This is a genomic window from uncultured Allobosea sp. (assembly GCF_945956895.1).
Taxonomy (GTDB): domain Bacteria; phylum Pseudomonadota; class Alphaproteobacteria; order Rhizobiales; family Beijerinckiaceae; genus Allobosea.
Genome location: NZ_CAMFJF010000010.1, coordinates 20709 through 42288 on the forward strand (window position 1 = coordinate 20709; position 21580 = coordinate 42288).

The 21580-nt window shown below is 68.0% G+C and carries 17 protein-coding genes; 4 read left to right on the plus strand and 13 right to left on the minus strand.

The annotated features are described in order from the left end of the window. The first annotated feature begins 149 nt into the window (after positions 1-149). A complete protein-coding gene (locus tag Q0Q02_RS08495) occupies positions 150-359 on the plus strand; it encodes a cold-shock protein (protein ID WP_047581044.1) in 210 nt (69 codons plus the stop codon). Between the two features lie 304 nt (positions 360-663). Here Q0Q02_RS08495 and Q0Q02_RS08500 read toward each other — a convergent pair whose 3' ends face one another. Together Q0Q02_RS08500 and Q0Q02_RS08505 are read right to left on the minus strand one after the other, a co-directional pair. Continuing rightward, positions 664-1902 carry a multidrug effflux MFS transporter gene (locus Q0Q02_RS08500; RefSeq protein WP_293808464.1) on the minus strand — a complete coding sequence of 413 codons (1239 nt, stop codon included), beginning with the start codon at positions 1900-1902 and terminating at the stop codon, positions 664-666. Between the two features lie 161 nt (positions 1903-2063). Continuing rightward, complete coding sequence (locus Q0Q02_RS08505; RefSeq protein WP_293808466.1) at positions 2064-2699, minus strand: glutathione S-transferase family protein; 636 nt, start codon at positions 2697-2699, stop codon at positions 2064-2066. Between the two features lie 126 nt (positions 2700-2825). Here Q0Q02_RS08505 and Q0Q02_RS08510 point away from each other — a divergent pair, with 126 nt between their 5' ends. Next, positions 2826-3563 carry a hypothetical protein gene (locus Q0Q02_RS08510; protein ID WP_293808467.1) on the plus strand — a complete coding sequence of 246 codons (738 nt, stop codon included), beginning with the start codon at positions 2826-2828 and terminating at the stop codon, positions 3561-3563. A 58-nt stretch (positions 3564-3621) separates the two neighbouring features. On the opposite strand, the gene Q0Q02_RS08515 is transcribed toward Q0Q02_RS08510, so the two are convergent. From Q0Q02_RS08515 to Q0Q02_RS08525, 3 genes are all read right to left on the minus strand, one after another. Continuing rightward, positions 3622-4569, minus strand: a complete 948-nt coding sequence (locus Q0Q02_RS08515) for a lysylphosphatidylglycerol synthase domain-containing protein (protein WP_293808469.1) — start codon at positions 4567-4569, stop codon at positions 3622-3624. Between the two features lie 185 nt (positions 4570-4754). Further along, positions 4755-7040, minus strand: coding sequence for an NADP-dependent malic enzyme (locus Q0Q02_RS08520; RefSeq protein ID WP_293808471.1), 2286 nt, complete (start codon positions 7038-7040; stop codon positions 4755-4757). A 111-nt stretch (positions 7041-7151) separates the two neighbouring features. Next, positions 7152-8984: a methyl-accepting chemotaxis protein gene (locus tag Q0Q02_RS08525; RefSeq protein WP_293808473.1), complete on the minus strand. Its 1833-nt coding sequence runs from the start codon at positions 8982-8984 to the stop codon at positions 7152-7154. 104 nt (positions 8985-9088) lie between these two features. Between Q0Q02_RS08525 and mutS the strand changes: the two genes are divergently transcribed. After that, positions 9089-11815: a DNA mismatch repair protein MutS gene (gene mutS / locus Q0Q02_RS08530; protein ID WP_293808474.1), complete on the plus strand. Its 2727-nt coding sequence runs from the start codon at positions 9089-9091 to the stop codon at positions 11813-11815. 157 nt (positions 11816-11972) lie between these two features. Here mutS and Q0Q02_RS08535 read toward each other — a convergent pair whose 3' ends face one another. The 3 genes from Q0Q02_RS08535 to Q0Q02_RS08545 all read right to left on the minus strand — a co-directional run bounded on the left by Q0Q02_RS08535 (position 11973) and on the right by Q0Q02_RS08545 (position 14860). Beyond that, positions 11973-12830 (minus strand): NlpC/P60 family protein, encoded by an 858-nt coding sequence (locus Q0Q02_RS08535; protein WP_293808476.1) that lies wholly within the window; start codon positions 12828-12830, stop codon positions 11973-11975. A gap of 160 nt (positions 12831-12990) precedes the next feature. Beyond that, complete coding sequence (locus Q0Q02_RS08540) at positions 12991-13344, minus strand: MarR family transcriptional regulator (RefSeq protein ID WP_293808478.1); 354 nt, start codon at positions 13342-13344, stop codon at positions 12991-12993. Between the two features lie 142 nt (positions 13345-13486). Further along, the gene (locus Q0Q02_RS08545) at positions 13487-14860 is read right to left on the minus strand and encodes a leucyl aminopeptidase family protein (RefSeq protein WP_293808479.1); all 1374 of its coding nucleotides are present in this window, start codon (positions 14858-14860) and stop codon (positions 13487-13489) included. 235 nt (positions 14861-15095) lie between these two features. Between Q0Q02_RS08545 and Q0Q02_RS08550 the strand changes: the two genes are divergently transcribed. Further along, entirely contained in the window at positions 15096-15920 is an 825-nt protein-coding gene (locus Q0Q02_RS08550; RefSeq protein ID WP_293808481.1) for a tetratricopeptide repeat protein, read from the plus strand. Positions 15921-16044: 124 nt separating this feature from the next. Here Q0Q02_RS08550 and Q0Q02_RS08555 read toward each other — a convergent pair whose 3' ends face one another. The 5 genes from Q0Q02_RS08555 to Q0Q02_RS08575 all read right to left on the minus strand — a co-directional run bounded on the left by Q0Q02_RS08555 (position 16045) and on the right by Q0Q02_RS08575 (position 21570). Further along, on the minus strand, positions 16045-17022 hold the full coding sequence (locus Q0Q02_RS08555; RefSeq protein WP_293808483.1) for a type II secretion system F family protein: 978 nt from the start codon (positions 17020-17022) through the stop codon (positions 16045-16047). An 8-nt stretch (positions 17023-17030) separates the two neighbouring features. Then, positions 17031-18002: a type II secretion system F family protein gene (locus Q0Q02_RS08560; RefSeq protein WP_293808485.1), complete on the minus strand. Its 972-nt coding sequence runs from the start codon at positions 18000-18002 to the stop codon at positions 17031-17033. A 33-nt stretch (positions 18003-18035) separates the two neighbouring features. Continuing rightward, the gene (locus tag Q0Q02_RS08565; RefSeq protein ID WP_293808486.1) at positions 18036-19478 is read right to left on the minus strand and encodes a CpaF family protein; all 1443 of its coding nucleotides are present in this window, start codon (positions 19476-19478) and stop codon (positions 18036-18038) included. 80 nt (positions 19479-19558) lie between these two features. Next, positions 19559-20824 carry a P-loop NTPase gene (locus tag Q0Q02_RS08570; RefSeq protein ID WP_293808488.1) on the minus strand — a complete coding sequence of 422 codons (1266 nt, stop codon included), beginning with the start codon at positions 20822-20824 and terminating at the stop codon, positions 19559-19561. Beyond that, positions 20824-21570, minus strand: a complete 747-nt coding sequence (locus Q0Q02_RS08575) for a CpaD family pilus assembly protein (protein WP_293808490.1) — start codon at positions 21568-21570, stop codon at positions 20824-20826. Before Q0Q02_RS08575 ends, Q0Q02_RS08570 begins: the two co-directional genes overlap by 1 nt. Positions 21571-21580 lie beyond the last annotated feature (10 nt).

The window sequence follows — 21580 nt, forward strand, 5'->3', positions numbered from 1 at the left end:
CTTCGGCGGCGGGCCTGCGCGGGAGGCATCGCGGCCCGCATTTCGCAGGCGCGGTACTGGTTGTGCAGCGCGTCGTTGCAACCGGGGCGATTTGCTTTCTACACTGCGCTGCCGGGGGGAAACCGGCGAGCCTATGGAAGGAACGGCATGTGAGTACGGGAACCGTGAAATGGTTCAACGAGACCAAGGGTTACGGCTTCATCACCCCTGATGGCGGCGGCAATGACGTCTTCGTCCATATCAGCGCGGTGACGCGGGCCGGTCTGCGTGGGCTGAACGAGGGGCAGAAGATCAGCTACGATCTCGAGCCGGACCGGAAGACCGGCAAGAACTCGGCCGTGAACCTGCAGACGACCTGAGCGTCTGACGCGTTCTGCGGGAAGGCGATGGCGGCGCCTCTCCCGGGCCTCGGGCGGATCGCTTTCGGTCCCGGTTGGACCGAAGCGTATTTCCAGGCATTCCCGTCGCCTCGGGCGGCGGTGCGAGGGCGAAGCGCCCTCAGGGTCCAACACGAAGCTCCAGCCCTCATCCTGAGGAGCCGCGTCAGCGGCGTCTCGAAGGATGCTCCAGATGTCTCCGGAACCTCCTGAAACATCCTTCGAGACGCCACTTCTGACGAAATGGCTCCTCAGGATGAGGGCTCAGGGAATTGTCTGGGTGCCCTTAGGACCGGCCCGGCGCCGGATGGAACAGCCGGCCCTTCTCCACGATCAGCACGACGACGAGCGCTGCGATGCCGCAGAGCGCGAAGCCGAGCGTCAGCGGCACGACCGTGCCGTTGAAATGCTGGCCGATATAGAAGCCGAGCAGCGCGCCGATCACGGTGGTGACGAAGCCCTGCACCGAGGAGGCCGTGCCGGCGACATGGCCGAGCGGCTCCATCGCCATCGCCCCGAAATTCGGGCCGATCAGCCCGAAGCAGAACATCGCCCCGCCTTGCAGGATCGCGAAGCTCCACAGCGATTCATGCCCGGCCAGCGCCACCAGCGCGTGGATGCCGGTCAGCGCGATATAGCCGAGCAGGGCGCCGTGCGAGACGCGGCGCATGCCCAGTCGCCCGACGATGCGCGAGTTCAAGAGCGAGGACGCCGCCATGAACATCGCGATCAGCGCGAAGATGGTGGTGAACAATTCCGGCGCATGGAAGACGTCGACGAAGACCTGCTGCGCCGAATTGATGAAGCCGAACAGCCCGCCGAGCACGAAGGCCATCGCCAGCATGTAGCCGACGCCGATGCGGCTGGTCAGCGTCGTCCGGAAGGAGGCGAGCACGCTCGCCGGCTCGATCGGCTTGCGGTCTTCCGGGTGCTGCGTCTCGGGCAGCTTCAGGAGCACCCAAAGCATCACGACGGCGCCGAAGCTGGTCAGCACGCCGAAGATCCAGCGCCAGGGCGCGACCCAGAGGATCGCCTGGCCGATCGAGGGCGCCAGGATCGGGACGGCCAGGAAGACGATCATGGCCAGCGACATCACGCGCGCCATCTCGCGGCCGGCATAGCAGTCGCGCACGATCGAGACGACGAGCACGCGCGTCGCGGCCGCGCCGATGCCCTGCAGCACGCGCGCCGCCATCATCGCCTCGAAGGAGCCGGCGAAGGCAGCCGCGATGCTGGCGACGACATAGATGGTCAAGCCCACGAGCAGCACCGGGCGTCGCCCGAAGCGGTCCGAGATCGTGCCGTAGAAGATCTGCGAGACGCCGAAGCCGAGCAGATAGGCGGTGATGATCCATTGCCGCTGGTTGGCCTCGGCGATGCCGAGCGCCTCGGCCATCTGCGGCAGGGCCGGCAGCATCGAATCGATGGCGAGCGCATTCGTCGCCATCAGCGCGGCGGTCAGGCCCACGAAGGGGTAGAAACCCATGCCGTGGCGCGGCCGGGCAAGAGCGGACATGTCGTTCATGGCGATCGCGATGTTGGCAGCAAGACCTGGCGGCTGCGGTGATCCGGCAGCGGCGGGCGAGATTCTGGTTGCAGGATTAGCCCTGCCGGCCGCGCGCGACAACCGGCCCCGCCGGCCATGTGCCATGCGCCGGGCGCGTTTCCCGGTGCATGGCCGCAGCATCAGGCCGGCTTCTGCATCCTGGCGATCAGCGCATCGTCGATCTCGGTCGCGCGTCGTGCCGCCGGGCGTGCGGCGATGCGGGCGCCATAGGCTTCGAAAGCCGGCCGCTTTTCGATCGTGCCGAATTGCAGCCCCCACAGCACCTGCGAGCCGACATAGACGTCGGCGGCGCTGAAACGGTCGCCGGCCACGTATGCGCTACGGGTCAACGCATATTCGAGCGTGTCCATCACATCGGCGTAGGTGCCGTAGCCGATGGCGCGCGTCCGGTCGGGCGGCACTTCCATGCCGAAGGCCTTGTTGCTGACGGCGGCCTCGACCGGGCCGGCGGCGAAGAACATCCAGCGGTAATAGGGGCCGCGCAGATGGCTGCTCGGCTCGGGCGCGAGCCCGGCCTGCGGGAAGGCGTCGGCCATATAGGCGCAGATCGCGGCGCATTCGGTGACGACGGTCTCGCCATGGACCAGCGTCGGCACCTTGCCCATCGGGTTGAGCGCCTTGTAGCCCGCGCTCTTCATCGAGGCGTCGAAGCCGAGGATCTCGGCGCGATAGGGCTGGCCGATCTCCTCCATCATCCAGCGCGCGATGCGCCCGCGCGACATCGGGTTGGTATAGAGCACGAGTTCGTCTGCCATCGTCTGATGCCTCCGTGATGGTTCGAGCATGCCTCCATCCTGCGGCATCGGCGTGACGCTGTCAGGAGCTGTCGCCTGACGCGAGCGGGCCAAGCTGCTATCGTCATGGCGGAACAGGACGGGGACATGGACGAATCAGGCGTGACGCGCAGCGTATCCGTCAGCGACGGGCGGATGGCGATCGAGGGGTCGTCGACCCGCTATGTCCAGGATGCGGCGCGGCGCTTCCGGCTGTCGGCCTCGGGGCTTCGCTTCGTCGGCGGCTTCGAGAGCCGTGACGGGCGGCTGGAGGAGAGCCGGCGCTTCCTCGCCGAGGCCACCGTTACGGGTGGTGCCTTGCGCCGCGCCGGATTCGACGGCGAGGCCGGCATGATCGGCTTGACGCTGCGGCCGCTGTCGCAGGCCGGCGAACAGCCGCGCCTGCTGCTGCTGCTCGGTTATCGCGATGAGGATGGCAGCGCGTTGCCTTTCGCCGAGGCCTTCCTGGCTCCTGCCGTCTTCGAGGCGCTCAAGGCGGACATGCTTGCCGGCCTGGCGCAGGAGCTTGCGCTCAGCGCCACGACCAGTCTCTGGGTCCGCGAGGAAGATCGTGGACGCGAGGCCGGGGAAGGGCTCGACTGGTACCTGGGCCTCGATGCCGACGGCCGCTCCACACAACCAGCGCGTGGATTCATTGAGACCATCGAATGGCGGACGCGCCCGGTTCCGGTTGTCGTCGAGACCGCGCCTGCACCTGAGGCCGTCCATGAGGCCGGGGAAGACTGGCCGGAAACCACCGCCGAGCAGTTGGGCAAGCTCAACTGGAGCTTCCGCCTGCTCCTGCTGATGCTGGCCTTTATGCTGATCATCGTCGCGATGAAGTAGGTGCTGCGCGAAGCCCCGGAATGACAAAGGGGCTGGCTAGGACCGAGCCGGCGACCGTCTATGTCTCGTGACGGCGGATGCGGCGGATCATCTCGTTCAGTGCGAGCAGAACCAGCGCCAGGATGAAGGGCAGGATGTAGTAGACCACCCGGAAGATCAGCAGCGCGCCCAGGACCTGCTCGTAGGGAAAGCGGTTGAGCGCGACCAGCATCGTCGCCTCGAACACGCCGAGCCCGCCCGGTGCGTGGCTCGCGATGCCGATCAGGCAGGCGAAGATATAGGCGGCCAGGAAGGTCGGGTACTCCAGGCCGTAGCCGCCGGGCAGCAGCACGAAGAGCACGGCCGCCGCCGCGCAGACCTCGCAGGCGCCAAGTGCCATCTGGCCGAGCGTGGTGCCAAGGCCCGGCAGATGCAGGTTCCAGCCACGCACGCGGATCGTGCGCTCGTCCGTGGCGATCCAGGCGAGATAGCCGAGGATGCCGAGGCCCACGAGCCCGCCGACGATCTGGACGACCAGCGGCGATGTCCGTGCCAGCATCGCCACCGCATCGGCCGAATAGATCAGGCTGGCGCAGAGGATGGCGCCGAGGCCGAGCCAGAAGGTCAGGCCCGCGATGACCGTCAGGCTCGCGACTTCCGAGGCGCGCACGCCCTTGGGCGAATAGATCCAGTAGCGCACCGTGCCGCCGGTCACGATCGGAAAGCCGAGCGTGAACGAGACCGAATAGCTGGTGAAGGAGGCGAGTGCCGTGGTGCGATAGGGGATCGAGAGGCCGAGCCGGCGCAGCGCGAGCGCATCGTAGCCGGTGAGCAGCAGGTAGCTCAGCGCGGTGAAGGCGATGGCGAGGCCGAGCTGGCGCAGGCTGGCTTTTTCGAAGGCGCCGGCGAGCTGCCCGGGCTCCATCCCGCTGATGATATGCCAGAGCACGACCAGCGAGGCGCCGAAGATGACGCTGCTCGCGAGCGGGCCGAGCCACCACCAGCGGCTGCGCTTGCGCAGGGGCATTCCGGGCTCATGCGGGCCGAAGGACATGCGCTCTCGGGGTTGCGCGCCGCTGCGGGGTCGCGGCGGCGCGGTGGCGGGCAAGGCTCGGGTCCGAGCCCTGCCGGACAGATAGCGCCTCGGCGGCCAAGCACAAGCCGCCGCGGCGAATGGCCCCCATGAGGGAACCTGGCGGAAGCCGGCCCGGATCAGCCGCCGATATTGAAGGCGGCGAGAGCGGCCATGTTGACGATGTCGGAATCCTTCGCGCCGAGCGGCACGATCTGGATCGGCTTGTCGAGGCCGACGATCAGCGGGCCGATCACGGTCGCGCCGCCGAGTTCCTGCAGGAGCTTGGTCGAGATCGAGGCGGAGTGGAAGGCCGGCATCACCAGCACGTTTGCCGGTCCCGAGAGGCGGCAGAACGGATACTGGCTCATCACCTCGCGATTGAGCGCGACGTCCGCGGCCATCTCGCCGTCATACTCGAAGTCGACGCGCTGGTTGTCGAGCAGGGCGACCGCCTCACGCACCTTCTCCGAGCGCTCGCCAGCCGGATGGCCGAAGCTCGAGAAGGCGAGCATCGCGACCCGCGGCTCGTAGCCGAGCCTGCGGCCGACGCCGGCCGCCTCGATCGCGATCTCCGAAAGCTGCCGCGCCGTCGGCATCTCGGTGATCGCGGTGTCGGCCACCAGCACGGTGCGGTCGCGCGAGATCACGATCGAGACGCCGATCACGCGGTGCCCCGGCTTCTCGTCGATGACGCGGCGGACCTCCTCCAGTGCGATCGAGTAGTTGCGGGTGACGCCGGTCACCATCGCATCGGCATCGCCGAGCGCCACCATCGCCGCGGCGAAATGGTTGCGATCCTGGTTGATCAGGCGCTGGCAGTCGCGGAACAGATAGCCCTGCCGCTGCAGCCGCTCGTAGAGATATTGCGCGTAGGCGCTGTTGCGGTGGGAGAGCCGGGCGTTCTGGACCGAGATGCCCTTGGATTCAAGGTCGACGCCGAGGAAGGTCGCGGCTTCGGTGATGCGATCCTCGCGGCCGACGAGGATGGCCTGGCCGAGCCCCTGCGCCACGAAGGAGGCGGCGGCGCGGATGACCTGTTCCTCCTCGCCCTCGGCGAAGACGACGCGCTTGGGATAGCGCCGGACGCGCTCGAAGATGCGGTTCAGCGTGCCGGCGATCGGGTCGCGCCGGGCCGAGAGCTGCGCCTTGTAGGCGGCGGTGTCGACGATCGGCTTGCCGGCGACGCCCGAGTCCATCGCGGCCTTGGCGACCGCCATCGGCACGACATGGATCAGCCGCGGATCGAACGGCACCGGGATGATGTAGTCCTTGCCGTAGCGCGGCCGCGAGCCCTGATAGGCGGCGGCGACCTCGTCCGGCACGTCCTCGCGCGCCAGCATCGCCAGCGACTCGGCCGCCGCGATCTTCATCTCCATGTTGATCGTGGTGGCGCGCACGTCGAGCGCCCCGCGGAAGATGAAGGGGAAGCCCAGCACGTTGTTGACCTGGTTCGGGTAGTCCGAGCGGCCGGTCGCCATGATCGCGTCGTCGCGGATGGCATGGACCTCTTCCGGGGTGATCTCCGGATCGGGGTTCGCCATGGCGAAGATGATCGGGTTCGGCGCCATCGCGGCGACCATCTCCGGGGTCACCGCGCCCTTCTGCGACAGGCCGAAGAAGGCGTCCGCCCCCTCCAGCGCCTGGGCCAGCGTGCGCCGGTCGGTGACCGCTGCATGGGCCGATTTCCACTGGTTCATGCCCTCGGTGCGGCCCTGGTAGATCACGCCCTTGGTGTCGCAGAGGATGACGTTGTCGGGCTTGAAGCCCATCGCCTTGAGCAGCTCGATGCAGGCGATGGCGGCGGCGCCCGCGCCGTTGATGACGAGCCTGGTCGACTTGATGTCGCGCCCGGTGATGTCGAGCGCGTTGATCAGGCCGGCGGCGGCGATGATCGCGGTACCGTGCTGGTCGTCATGGAAAACGGGGATGTCCATCAATTCGCGCAGGCGCTGCTCGATGATGAAGCATTCCGGCGCCTTGATATCCTCGAGATTGATGCCGCCGAAGGACGGGCCGAGATAACGCACGGCCTCGATGAACTTGTCCGGATCCTCGGTATCGACCTCGAGATCGATCGAGTCGACATCGGCGAAGCGCTTGAACAGGACCGACTTGCCCTCCATCACCGGCTTCGAGGCGAGCGCGCCGAGATTGCCGAGGCCGAGGATGGCGGTGCCGTTGGTGATCACGGCGACGAGGTTCGAGCGCGTCGTGTAGTCATAGGCGCGCGACGGGTCCTCCGCGATCGCCAGAACCGGCACGGCGACACCCGGCGAATAGGCGAGCGAGAGGTCGCGCTGCGTCGCCATCGGCTTGGTCGGCACGATCTCCAGCTTGCCGGGCCGTCCCTGCGAGTGGAACAGCAGGGCCTCCTGGTCGGTGAAGGTCGGGCGGGCTCTCTTGGTCTTCGGACGGTCGTTCATCGAAGCGTCTTTTCTTGTGCGTTTCCTCGAGGGGGAACTGACCATACGGCGGCGGCGCCCGAGATCACAAGCGGCGAGTGCTTCACAAAATTCCTGTCGGAGTGAACCGGGTCAGGCCCGCGAGGCGGTGCGTACGCTGCGCACGAAATCGGCGACATAGCGGTCGAGCGCCTCGGTCTGTTCGTCGACCTTGCGGGCGGCTTCCGTGACCTGGATCGCGGCGTCGCCGGTGACACGCGCCTCGACGCCGACGGCGCCGACATTGGTGGTGACGGCATCGGCGCTGAGCGCGACAGCCTGCGCATCGGTGGCGATGGTCGACGCGATGCCGGCCTGGCGGCTGACGACGGCGGCGATCGCGCCCGAAGTCTGCTCGATCGTCGTCATCGTGCCTTCGATATGGGCGACGGCCTCGAAGGCGGTCGCGGCGGCGCCACGGATGTCGGCCAGCGTCTCGGCGATGTCGCGGGTCGCTTTCTGGGTCTGCTCGGCCAGGTTCTTCACTTCGCCGGCCACCACGGCGAAGCCCCGGCCGGCAGCTCCGGCGCGTGCGGCCTCGATCGTGGCGTTGAGGGCGAGCAGGTTGGTGCGGGCCGCGATCTCCTCGATGAAGTCGAGCACGGCACGCACCTTGTCGGCGGCCTCCGTCAGCCCCGCGACGTCGCTGCGCGTGCTGCGGACGTAAGATGCGGCGGCGCGCACCGTGTCGTCGGCATGGCTGGTCTGGCGGGTGAGCTCGCGGATCGAGGCCTCGATCTCCTCGACCGCGACTGCAACGCTGCCGATGCGGCGCGAGGCGCTGTCGGCTTCCTGCGTCACGCTCTCGGCGCGCAGCGTCGTCTTGTTGGCGTTCTCGACCATCTGGCCGGCGGCGCTATGCATGCCGCGCAGCGAGGCGCCGACATCGGCGAGCGCCTTGCCGACGGTGCGTTCGAGGTCGCTTGCGAGCGCGTCGAGCGTCGTCTTGCGCAGCGTCTCGACCTCGTCGCGACGGGTCTCGAGCGTCTTTTCGGCGGTGATGTCGAGCAGGATGCCGTCCCAGACCAGGGTGCCGTCGCGCAGGCGTCGCTTGGTCGATTCGCTGCGCAGCCAGACGATGCCGCCATCGGGAGCGTGATAGCGTCCTTCGAAGCGCCAGAGCGTCTCGGTCTCCTGCTGGTCACGGCGCATCTGCTCGAGGCGGGCGCGGTCCTCGGGCAGGAGCTTGCCGAGCCAGATTTCGGGGTCCCGTTCGACCTCTTCCTTGGTGATGCCGAGCAGCTTGTCGATGGCGAAGGAGGCGAACTGATAGGACATCGTGCCGTCCGTCCGGACGATCCGCTGGTAGAGCGTGCCGGGGGCGCGGTCGATCAGCGTGCGTAGCCGGTAGGCCGTCTCCCGTCTTTCACTGTCGTTGATGACGATGATGCCAGTCAGGAAGATGCCGATCGTCCCGACCAGGATCATGATCGGGACAGCCTCGCGCAGGAAGCGCTCGCCGGCGGTGCCGGGAATGAACACCACCGAGGCGACGAGGCAGACGGCGTCGATCACGCTCAGCGCCGCGAGGTCGCCGATGCCGAACGGGCGCCGGCGGCGCGCCAGCCACAGCGCATAGACGATGCCGATCACGGCTCGCGCGACGATGCCGGTGATGCCCGTGACCATGCCGACGCCGCCGCTGAGATAGCGCATCACGACCAGGGGCGCGGCCGTCAGGACGGCGGCGATCGGGCCGCCGACGGGGCCGGCGAGGATGGCGAAGCTGTTGCGGGAATCGACCACGAGACCCGGCTGGAGCACGAAGGGGTTGCCCATACTGACGAGGGCGCCGGCCGCGAACAGGATGCCGACGATGACCTGGCGCAGCCAGGCGCGGTTGCCGATGCGGGGCGTGGCGACAGTAAGGAGCAATCCCGCCAACAGCAGGAAGAACAGGCTCTGGGCGAGGTTGATCAGCAGCAATGTCGTGACCTTCGGCCGGTTAGGCCCGGGAACCTTGCTTTCAATTGTTGAAAGCCGTCCTAACGGATGGTCTTGGCGCCGCATTTTGCTAGCGTGCCGGCGCAATGCGCCAGAGTTCCTCGCCCGAAGCCGCCCGTCCTGCCGTGCCAGCTGCCGCTGCCGCCGATCGCGTCACGCCGATGATGGCGCAGTATGTCGAGATCAAGGCCGCCAATCCGGACTGCCTGCTGTTCTACCGGATGGGCGATTTCTACGAGCTCTTCTTCCGGGATGCCGAGATCGCCTCGCGCACGCTCGGCATCGTGCTGACCAAGCGAGGCAAGCACCAGGGCGACGACATCCCGATGTGCGGCGTGCCGGTCGAGCGCGCCGACGACTACCTCCAGCGCCTGATCGCCGCCGGCCACCGCGTCGCCGTCTGCGAGCAGACCGAGGATCCGGCCGAGGCCAAGAAGCGCGGCAACAAATCGGTGGTGAAGCGCGATGTCGTGCGCCTCGTCACCCCCGGCACGATCACCGAGGAGCGCCTGCTCGAACCCGGCCGCGCGAGCCTCCTCGTCGCCGTCGCCCGCCGCAAGACAGGCGAGGCGGCCTCGCTTTACGGGCTCGCCGCGATCGACATCTCGACCGGGCGCTTCACCGTGATGGAGACGCCGCAGGAGCGGCTCGCCATCGAGTTCTCCCGGCTGGAGCCGCGCGAGATCGTCTGCCCCGACGCCATTCACGACGATCCCGAGCTCAGGGAATTCTGGCGCGAGATCGCGGTGCCGGTGACGCCGCTCGCACGCGACGGGCTCGACGCGGCTTCTGCCGAACGGCGCCTGAAGGAATTCTTCGGTGTCGCCACGCTCGATGCCTTCGGCGCCTTCACCCGCGCCGAGATCGCGGCGGCCGGCGCGGCGCTGGCCTATGTCGAGCGCACCCAGCTCGGCGCCCGCCCGCCGCTCTCGGCCCCGGTGCGCGATTCCGGCTCGGCGACGATGCTGATCGACGCCGCGACCCGCGCCAATCTGGAGCTGACGCGCACGCTCGGTGGCGAGCGCCAGGGCAGCCTGCTCGCCACGATCGATCGCACGGTGACGCCGGGTGGCGCGCGCCTGCTGGCCGAGCGCCTCGCCGGCCCTTTGACCGATCCTGCCGCCATCGCCGCGCGCCACGACGCGGTCGAACTGCTCGTCGCGGATGCCGGCCTGCGCGAGGATCTGCGCTCCGCTCTGGAGAAGGTGCCGGATGTCGCCCGCGCGCTGGCGCGGCTCTCGCTCGACCGTGGTGGCCCGCGCGACCTCGCGGCGCTCGGCGCCGGGCTCGATGCCGCCCGCGCGATCGCGGCTCTCCTCGTCCGGCGCGGTGAACTGCCTGTCGAGCTGGCGCGCGCCATGCGGTCTCTCGGCGAAAGCGATCCCGATCTGCCGGTGCGCCTCAATGCGACATTGGCCGATGAATTGCCGCTCAACCGCCGCGACGGGCGCTTCGTGCGCGAGGGCTTCGATCCGGCGCTCGACGAGTTGCGCCTGCTCCAGATCGACTCGCGCAAGGTCATCGCGCAATTGCAGGCACGCTACGCCGCCGAGACCAACTGCCGGACGCTGCGCATCAAGCACAACGCCATGCTCGGCTATTTCGTCGAGGTGCCGCAGGTAACCGGAGAGGAATTCCTGCGCGATCCCTGGCGCGCGACCTTTGTGCATCGCCAGACCATGTCGGACGCGATGCGTTTCTCCTCGGTCGAGCTCGGCGAGCTCGAAGCCAAGATCGCCTCCGCCGCCGACCGGGCGCTGAAGCTCGAACTCGCGATTTTCGCCGCGCTCAGCGAAGCGGTGTTGGCCCAGGCCGAGCCGATCAAGGCGGCTGCTCTGGCACTGGCGGAGCTCGATGTTGCCGCGGCCCTGGCCGATCTCGCCGGCCGCGAAGGCTGGAGCCGCCCGCAGGTCGATGACGGTGTCGCCTTCACCATCGAGCGCGGTCGCCACCCCGTGGTCGAGGCCGCGCTGAAGCGCGACGGAAAACCCTTCGTCGCCAACGATACGGAGCTGTCACCGCCCGGCACGGAGGCCAAGGGCGGGCGCATCTGCCTGATCACCGGTCCGAACATGGCCGGTAAATCGACCTTCCTGCGCCAGAACGCCCTGATCGCCGTGCTCGCCCAGATGGGCTCCTTCGTGCCGGCGGCCTCGGCGCATATCGGCATCGTCGACCGGCTGTTCTCGCGCGTCGGCGCGGCCGACGATCTCGCGCGCGGCCGCTCGACCTTCATGGTCGAGATGGTCGAGACCGCGGCGATCCTGAACCAGGCCGGCCCGCGCGCGCTGGTCATCCTCGACGAGATCGGGCGCGGCACCGCGACCTTCGATGGCCTCTCCATCGCCTGGGCGGCGATCGAGCACCTCCACGAGATCAATCGCTGCCGCAGCCTGTTCGCGACGCATTATCATGAGCTGACGGCGCTCGGAGACCGACTGGATCGCGTCGCCAATGCGACCGTGCGCGTCACCGAATGGAAGGGCGAGGTCGTCTTCCTGCACGAGGTCGTGCCGGGGGCGGCTGATCGTTCCTACGGTATCCAGGTCGCCAAGCTCGCCGGCCTGCCGCCGGCCGTGGTCGAGCGCGCCCGCGCCATCCTTGGCGAATTGGAGAAGACCGAACGCGAGAAGCCGGTCGCCTCGCTTGTCGACGATCTCCCGCTTTTCGCCGTGCCGCAGCGCCGACAGGCTCCTGTGGTTCCCGAGGGCGAGCCGGACGGATTGCGCGAGGCGCTCGCGGGGATCGACCCGGACGAGATGACCCCGCGTGAAGCGCTGGAGGCGCTCTACCGGCTGAAGGGGATTGCCTGAGTCGCAGCGCCGGGCTGAACCTCAACGCCGTCATTCCGGACAAGCCGCGTAGCGGCGCCGATCCGGAATCTATCGTAGAGCGCCGAGCCCTATGATGGATCCCGGGTCTGCGCTTCGCTCCGCCCGGGATGACCGCGCGTTTTAATGGATCGGGGAACTACCCCAGCCGCTTGATGCTGGTGATCTCGCCGAAGCTCTTGGTGCGGATGCGGTCGCGCGCCTCCCGCAAGGGCTCGCGATAGACGCTCATCACATGCCCGCTGGCATGGAGCAGCGTGCCGGGGTCGGTCAGGATGCCGACATGGCCCTTCCAGAACACGAGATCGCCGCGCTGGAGCCCCGACAGGTCCTCGCGCAGCGCGACCGCGTGGCCGAGCGTCGCCTCCATCATGTCGGAATCGCGCGGCGCGGCGATGCCGGCCGCTGCGAGGCCAAGCTGGGTAAGCCCCGAGCAGTCGAGCCCGAGGCTGGTCTTGCCGCCCCAGAGATAGGGCACGCCCACGAAGCGTTCGGCCACCGCGACGAAATCCGGCTCATGCCGGTCGACCGGCGCGAGATGGGCGGCGAAGACATGGCCTCCGTCAGCGAGAACTGCGAAATCGCCCTTGCTGTCGACCACGGCGACGCTGGCGCCGAGCGAGAGCGCCGCGAGCGGCGGCAGTTTGATCGAGGGGCCGGGATAGACGAAGGTTCGCAAGCCCGCGACACGATGCGTCGGCGCGGGCCGGTCCGGCCGCAAGGCATCGTCGGGGATGTAGCCGACATAGCCGTCATCAGCGAGCTGTGCCCAGGCCCAGCCTTCCTCGCGCTCATAGACCTGCACCAGCTCGCCGGCCAGCGCCTCGGTGTCGAGCGGGGCATCCGGGCGCGGCTCGCGCCGCACGGGAGCGGAGGCCGCGACGATGCGCATCGGTTGCGGATCGGCGAAGCGGGTTGCCTCGACCTGGCCCGTCAGCGTGCGCGCTGCGAGATCGGGGCGGAAGGCATGGATGCGGCGGTCGAGAATCGTGGTCATGGCGGCAATCTACAGGATTTCGGGGCGCCGCAACCGTCATTGCGAGCGGAGCGAAGCAATCCAGCGGACTGGGCTGAACCGTTCCGCCCTGCCGCCCCTGGATTGCTTCGTCGCTCACGCTCCTCGCAATGACGGCTTGTTCCACGGCTGGGGTGGATGCTCAGCTCCCGCCGATCTCCTTGGCATGCTCGGTCACGAGATCGGCCAGCCGCTCGACGGCGAGTGCGCCTGCGACGGTACGCTGGATCACGACATTGCGGCGGTCGGCCTCGTCGCGCTTGCGTGTCAGCAGGCCGAGCTTGCCCAGCGTGTCCAGCGCCCGCGTGATCACCGGCTTGGTCACGCCGAGCTGCCTGGCGAGCCCGCGCACGGTATGCGGGGGCAATTCCAGATAGACGGTCAGCAGGATCGCGGTCTGGCGCGCCGAGAGATCGGCATCGTGGTCCCGCACCAGATCGAGATGCACCTGTCGCCATAGCTTGAGCGCCTGCGAAGGCTTGATCTCCAGAGGCATGAACGGGTCCAGATCGTTACGGACCCGTATCATTATCCCGGTGGCGCTGCCGCGCAATCGCCTTCGCGGATCAGCCTTAACCGCGTGGATGAAGCATCGGCCCGAAAAGTGGAGGCCGGTTTTCGGACCAGCCGATGCGGCATCAAAAACGCTGCTTCACCAGCGCATGGATCAGGCGAGCGCCCTGGCATTCCCCGCCTTCCGGGCGCCCCGGCTTGGGCGAGGGAGTCCAGGCATAGATGTCGAAATGGGCGTAAGCCTTGGTCTTCTCGACGAAGCGGTTGAGGAACAGGGCTGCCGTGACCGAGCCGGCCATGCCGCTGCTCGAGACGTGGTTGACGTCGGCGATCTTGGAGTCGAGCAGGCCGTCATAGGGCGGCCAGAGCGGCAGCCGCCAGACCGGGTCGTTCATGGCCATACCGAGCCGCGCGATCTCGGCTGCGAGCTTCTCGTCATGCGTATAGAACGGCGGCAATTCGGGACCGAGCGCGGTGCGGGCCGCCCCGGTCAGCGTCGCAAAATCGACCAGCAGTTCCGGTGCCTCCTCGTCGGCGAGCGCGAGCGCATCGGCCAGGATCAGCCGGCCTTCGGCATCGGTGTTGCCGATCTCGACCGAGAGGCCCTTGCGGCTCGCCAGCACGTCGCCGGGCCGGAAGGCGTTGCCCGAAACGGAATTCTCGACGGCGGGCACCAGCAGCCGCAGCCTGACCGGCAGTTTGGCCAGCATGATCATCCGGGCCGCCGCGATCGCCGCCGCCGCGCCGCCCATGTCCTTCTTCATCAGCAGCATCGAGGCATCGGGCTTGAGGTTGAGCCCGCCGGTGTCGAAGGCGACGCCCTTGCCGACGAGCGTGACCTTGGGATGGGCGGGATCGCCCCAGACCAGGTCGATCAGCCGCGGGGCCCGCGTCGAGGCGCGCCCAACCGCATGGATCATCGGAAAATTGCGGGCGATCAGGTCGTCGCCGACGATGCTGGTGACGCTCGCACCGCATTCGGCTGCCAGTCCGCGGATCGCCGCTTCGATCTCGCCGGGCCCAAGCCCATTGGCCGGCGTGTTGACGAGGTCGCGCGCCAGCATGGCGGAGTCGGCGATCAGGCTGACCTCCTCGCCGTCGACGCCGTCGGGCACGATCAGGCGCGCGCGCGCCGGGCTCGGCTTGCGGTAGCGGTCGAAGCGGTAGCCTTGCAAGAGCCAGCCCAGCGTCGCCAGCGCGGGATCGCCGATCTCGCCCGACAGCGCGTAGTCGCCGGCGGGCAGCAGCGCGGCGAGTCGGCCCGGCGCAAACGGGTCGGGCCGGCGCGCGGCCGCGTCGATGCCGAGAAGCACGGCAGCGAGAGCGCCTTGCGGGTCGGGCAGCAGGCAATGCTGGCCGGCGCGGGCCGCAAAACCCTGGGCGAGAGCAAAACTGCGATTGGCGGGAGGCAGCTGATCCTGAAGTGCGGGCCAGGTGCCGGCCGAGACGACGTGAACGGGAATGGCTGCGGCGGAAGCGGAGGTCAGGAGGCTGTGCACGGAGTGATGTTTCGGTTTCGGGCAGGGGGGGCCGGGGAGGGAATTAAGAATGCATTAGGGTTAACGCTTTATCACCGGATCGACCAGACGAACCCATCCAGACGACCCGTTTTCGGGAGGCGATCCGGCCATGCCTTCAGCCCGGCCCTATTCTTCAGCCTGCTCTGCCGTCCCAGTGCAGCCCATCTCCGTTCGTGCGGCCCGGCGGGGTTCCCGCGCCGGTTTCGGCCTTGCCATGTGCCTTGCGGCGGTGGTCCTGGCCGGCTGCCAGAGCCGCGGCGGCCTGGGCGATGTCACCGGTTCGATCGGCCGCGCGAGTCAGGCAAGCCAGCCGCGCACGGCGTCGGACTGGCAGGCCGAGCGCGAGACATGGGCGAAGCGCTACGACGCCAACCCCAAGGACCGCGACGCCGCCTTCTACTATGCGCGTGCGCTGCGCAGCCTCGAACAGAACGCGCAGGCTATGGCGGTGCTCCAGGGCGCCGTCCTCGCTCACCAGGACGATCGCGAGCTGCTCGGCGCCTATGGCCGCTCGCTTGCCGATAACGGGCGCCTGCAGGAGGCCGACGAGGTCCTGTCGCGGGCACATTCGCCCGAGCGGCCCGACTGGCGGGTGCTGTCGGCGCAGGGCACCGTCGCCGATCAGCTCGGCGACCATGCCCGCGCCCAGCAGATCTACCAGGCGGCGTTGAAACTCGCTCCGAACGAGCCGACGATCATGTCGAATTACGGGCTGTCGCTCGCCCTGTCGCGCAACCTGCCCGAGGCCGAGCGCGTTCTGGCCGAGGCCGCCGCATCGGATCGTGCGGATGTCCGCGTCCGCCAGAACCTCGTGCTGGTCCTCGGCCTGCAGGGCCGCTTCGGCGAGGCGGAAACCCTGGCGCGCCGCGATCAGAGCCCGGCCGAGGCCGCCCAGACCATCGCCTATCTCAAGCGCAGCGTCAGCCAGCAGAACAGCTGGGATCTTCTGAAGAGCGGCAAGGGCAAGGCGCAGTCCCCCGCCAGGCCGCCCATGGCGAACGGGACGGTTGGTGCGGCCGCCGCCGCCCCGCCCGCCTGAGAGGCGTTCCCGCAAGAGCTCGGCTTTCCTGAAAAGCCGTTACGCCGAAACGAAGAAGGCCGGAGCCACGGGGCCCCGGCCTTCTTCGTCGTTGGGCGGTTTGATCCCGGGTCTCGTGCGGCTTTCACTGCCACTTGAAGACCTGCACCAGCGCCGGCGTCAGGATGATGACGAACAGCACGGGCAGGAAGAACAGGATCATCGGGACGGTCAGCTTGGGCGGCAGCGCGGCCGCCTTCTTCTCGGCCGCCGTCATGCGCTGGTCGCGGCTTTCCTGGGCCAGGGTCCGCAGGGCGGTGCCGAGCGGGGTGCCGTAACGCTCGGCCTGGATCAGGGCCGTCGAGACCGATTTCACGCTTTCGAGGCCGGTGCGGAGCGCGAGGTTCTCATAGGCGATGCGGCGATCGGTCAGATAGGACAACTCGGCGGTGCAGAGCGCGAATTCCTCGGCCAGCGGCACCGACTGGTCGCCGATCTCGCCGGCCACCTTCCGGAAGGCGTGCTCGATCGACATACCGGATTCGACGCAGATCAGCAGCAGGTCGAGCGCATCCGGAAAGGCCAGGCGCATCGAAGCCTGACGCTTCCCGGCCTGGTTCGACAGGAAGATTTCCGGCGCCTTGATGCCGAGATACGCGCCACCGATGGAGATGGCGACCTTGATCATGAAGGACTGGCCGAAGCCGTTGATGACGAAGAGGTAGAACAGCGTGAACAGGAACAGCCCGACAGGGGCGGCCAGACGGAAGAACAAGAAGGTGACCTCGGCCTGGGGGCCGCGATAGCCGGCCATGGCGAGCTGCTTCTTGGCGTTCTCCGTGCCGAGCCAGTCGCCGAGCTTGAACTGCTCGACGACGCGCCGCATGTAGGCTTTCGGCTCCGGCCGCAGCGAGACCTTTTCGTTCTGTCGGTTGAGCCTCTCGCGCTCGCGGGCGCGGATTTTCTCGCGCTCCGTCGCGACGTTCTTCATGCGCTTCTGGAGGCTGTTGCCCTCGGTCAGCGGGATAGCGATCGTCAGCACGGTCGCTGTCGCTGCGATGGCGGCCAGCAGCGCCAGCAGGAACTGCGGATCTGTGACGCTGTTGACGATCTGTGAAAGCATCATCCGCCTCAGATGTCGAAATTGATCATCTTGCGCATCACCAGCACGCCGATCAGCATCCAGATGCCGCCCGCGACCAGCGCGAACTTGCCGGTCTGACTGATCCAGAGGATCTCGATATATTTCGGCGTGGTGAGCCAGACGAGCCCAGCCACCACCGGGGGCAGGGAGCCGATGATGCCGGCCGAGGCCTTGGCCTCCATCGATACGGCCTGGATCTTGTCCCGCATCTTGCGCCGTTCGCGCAGCACGCGCGAGAGGTTCGCGAGCGTCTCGGAGAGGTTGCCGCCGGTCTTTTGCTGGATCGCGATGACGATGCCGAAGAAATTCGCCTCGGCGCAGGGCATGCGCTCGTAGAGCTTGGTGGTCGCTTCCGACAGCGGCAGGCCGAGCGCCTGCGCCTCGATGATCAGCCTGAATTCGGTCTTCACCGGCTCCACGGCCTCATTGGCGATGATGCGCAGGCAGTCGTTGACCGGCAGGCCCGCCTTGATGCCGCGCACGATGACGTCGAGCGCGTTGGGGAATTCCACGATGAATTTCTTCAGCCGCCGGCTCTTGCAGCGCTTCAGGAACCAGGCGGGCAGGCCGAAGCCGCCGATGAACAGGCCGACGAGACCGAGGATCCAGTTGCCGCTCGCAAACCACAGCAGCAGCCCGAGGCCAACCGCTGCCCCGGCGCTGATCATGTAGTAATTCTTGGGAGTCCAGGAGAGGCCCGCCTGGCCGATGCGCGTTTCCAGCGAAACCTTGTTGCGCGCATTCTCGCGGTTCTCGATCTCCTTGAGGCTTTGGGCGACCTGGTTGCGTTTGTTCCGGGTCTGCGCCTCCCGGTCGATGCCGCGGACCGTGCTCGGGCCGGCGAATTCCTTGCGCCGCTTCTCGGCGCGCTTTTCGCCGCTGAGGGTCGGATACAGCAGCGCGTAGACAACGCCGCCGACGGCGACCATGGCCAGCAGGGCGACGGCGAGCGTGCTCATGGTCTTGTCCGGCCTTCTCGAAGGATCTTCCGCTTAGAGGGCATTGCTGGTGCCCGCCTCTTCGAGCTGGTCGAGCGCCGCGGCGAGACGCTGCTCCTCGTTGTAATAGCGCGCACGTTCCCAGAAGCGCGGGCGCCCGACGCCCGTGGCGCGGTGCCGGCCAATGAGCTTGCCGGCGGCATCCTCGCCGACCACGTCGTAGAGCATCAGGTCCTGGGTCGTGATCACCTCGCCTTCCATGCCCATCACCTCCGTGATGTGCGTGATCCGGCGCGAGCCGTCGCGCAGGCGCTGGGCCTGGATGATGACGTCGACGGAGGAGCAGATCATCTCGCGCAGCGTCTTCGACGGCAGCGAGAAGCCGCCCATCGTGATCATCGATTCGATACGGCTCAGGCATTCGCGCGGCGAGTTGGCGTGCAGCGTACCCATCGAGCCGTCATGGCCGGTGTTCATCGCCTGGAGCAGGTCGAAGGCCTCCGGTCCGCGCACCTCGCCGACGATGATGCGTTCAGGGCGCATGCGCAGGCAGTTCTTGACGAGGTCGCGCATCGTCACCGCGCCCGTGCCTTCGAGGTTGGGCGGGCGGGTTTCGAGGCGCACGACATGCGGCTGCTGGAGCTGGAGTTCGGCCGCGTCCTCGCAGGTGATGACCCGCTCGTCATCGTCGATATAGTTGGTCAGGCAGTTCAGCAGCGTCGTCTTGCCCGAGCCCGTGCCGCCGGAGATGACGATGTTGCAGCGAACGCGCCCGATGATCTTGAGGAGCTCGGCCCCCGGCGGCGAGATCGCGCCGAACTTGACGAGCTGGTCGAGCGTCAGCTTGTCCTTCCTGAACTTGCGGATGGTGAGGGCCGGGCCGTCGATCGCGAGAGGCGGCGCGATGACGTTGACGCGCGAGCCGTCGGCGAGGCGCGCGTCGCAGATCGGCGAGCTCTCGTCGACGCGCCGGCCGACCTGGCTGACGATGCGCTGGCAGATGTTCATCAGCTGGGCGTTGTCGCGGAAGCGGATATTGGTGAGCTGGATCTTGCCGGCGGTTTCGATGAAGGTCCGGCCTGCGCCGTTGACCATGATGTCGGCGATGTCGTCGCGCGCCAGCAGCGGCTCGAGCGGCCCGTAGCCGAGCACGTCGTTGCAGATGTCGTCGAGCAGCTCTTCCTGCTCCGCGATCGAGAGCACGACGTTCTTCAGCGAGATGATCTCGTTGATGATGTCGCGGATTTCCTCGCGCGCCGATTCCGAGTCGAGCTTCGCGAGCTGCGACAGATCGATGGCCTCGATCAGCGCCCCGAAGATCATGCTCTTCATCTGGTAATAGTCTTCGGATCGCGGGGCCGCCTCGGTGACCGGCGCGATCCTGCGTTCCTCCAACGCGGCCTGCTCGGGCTTGCGCGACGTTGCCTGCACGGCCGCGGGCGTCCTTGCATTCAGGTTTGGCGCGGTGCCTGCGCCCACGGATCGCTTGCCGAACATCTCAATACTCTCCCGCCCGGCCTGGGCCGGCACTCCGCCTGGCGTCCGGGCGTCTCCCCGTCATCATAGGCCCCCGTCGGTCACGAGGCCTTGCGGCGCTTCAGTTTCGAGACGAGCGGCTCGAACAGGCTGCGTCGGCCCCGCTTGGCTTCGCCGCGTCCGGTCAGCGCGCTGGCGATCTGGGTGAAGGCCTCGGTCGCCTTGCTCCCGGCCTGGACCTCGGCGATCATCTGGCCGTTATTGGCGGCCGTCCCGAACAGCTGGGCGTCGAACGGAATCGAGCTCAGCACGTCGATGCCGAGCGCCTTGGAGAATTCTCCGACACTGATCTCGGGCCGCTTGGGGACGCCGACCCGGTTGAGGACCAGCCGGGCGACGGCATCGTTCTGCCGTGTGGCGCGTGACAGATCGACCAGGTTCTTGGCGTTGCGCAGGGAGGCAAGCTCGGGTTCGGCGACGATGACGATCTCGTCGGCGCCGAGCACGGTGCGCTTCACCCAGGCGTTCCACTGGTGCGGCACGTCGAGGATGATGCAGGGTACCGAGGCCCGCAGCAGGTCGAGGAGCTGTTCGAGCGCATCCTCGTCGAGATCGACGGTCCGATCGAGGACCGCCGGTGCGGCCAGGAGCGCGAGATTGTCGCTGCAGCGCGACAGAAGCCGGTCCAGCAGGTTGGAGTCGAGGCGCTCCGGCGCGAACACCGCTTCCGCGATGCCTTGCGGCGGGTCCTGGTTGAAGTTGAGGCCGGCCGTGCCGAAGGCGATGTCGAGATCGACGATCACGGTCGAGGCGTCGAGATTGCGTGCGATCGCCCAGGAGACGTTATGCGCGATCGTCGAGGCGCCGACGCCGCCCTTGGCCCCCATCACCGCAATGACGCGACCGAGGTTGCGGGCCCCGGGGGACAGGTAGAGATCCGACAGCGTGCGCAGGACGTCGAGCGGTTCCAGCGGAGCGATGAGGTATTCGCTGACGCCCCGGCGGATCAGGTCGCGATAGAGCTGGACATCGTTGACATGGCCGATCACGACGACCTTGGTCCCGGCGTCGCAGCTATCGGACAGGGCTTCGAGATGCGCGACGAGCGTTGCCGGGTCGGCCACGGTTTCGAGCACGATGATGTTGGGCGTCGGAGCCGAGCGGAAGGCCTCGACCGCCGCGGCGGGGCCGCCCATCTGGATACGGGCATGCGCCTTGTCCATGCGGCGGTCGGCGACGGCGGCCTGCATGGTCGCGGCGACTGCCGGCGTTTCGCAGAAGGCCTGCAGCGTGATGCGCGGCAGCGGCGCGATGGTTTCGTCGCTGGACAGTTCGATCGCGGGGTTTTCGCGAGCCTCGGGCTGCATCAGCCGCCTCCGCCGACAGTGGAGTTGATCTGCGGCGTCTGCTGCCGGTACTGGGTCGAGGGATCCGTGCCTTCGCGGATCTTGGTGATGGCGCCCATGCGCTTGACGATGTCGGGGCGGCCCTCGTCGCGGGAGCGGACGAGATCGATCGGATCGGCCACCTGCGCGGCCAGCGTCGCCTGCGACGAGCAGCCCAGATTCCAGTAGGGCGCGTTCGAGGACGAGAACCTGAAATCGGAGCTGCCCATGTCGGTCGGCCATTGTCCGCAGCGATGCGCTACGCTTGCCTGGAGCGACGCGAAGGTCAGGCGGATCGGTGAGGCGAGGCCCGGGTCCTGGACGGGATAGCTGCGGACGCTGAGAAGGGCCGGCGAGACGCCGCCGCGCGACAGCGCCGCCTTGATGCCGCTCAGCGTGTCCTGTGTCGCATGGTCGCGGCGGGCGCCGGTCGGCACCTCGGCCACGAGGCCACCCTTGCCGGACTGGCGGAATTCGCGGGCGAAACTGGCGACGTCGTCGGCCTGCCGGGGATCGAGCGTCCGGCCGGAACGCCCGACGAAGACGTCGAGCGAGCGCGGCGCGTCGCGGAGCACGATCGGATGCCGCTCGCGCACGTCGTCCGGCCCGTAGGCCGAGTTGTCGGCATTGAGCGCGCGGTTGGCGCAGCCGCCGAGAAGGGCGCCGAGCGTCAGCACGGCGGAGATCAGGCGCAGTCCTGTCGAGTCGTTCCGGGAGGAAACCGTCATGGTCGGGCCA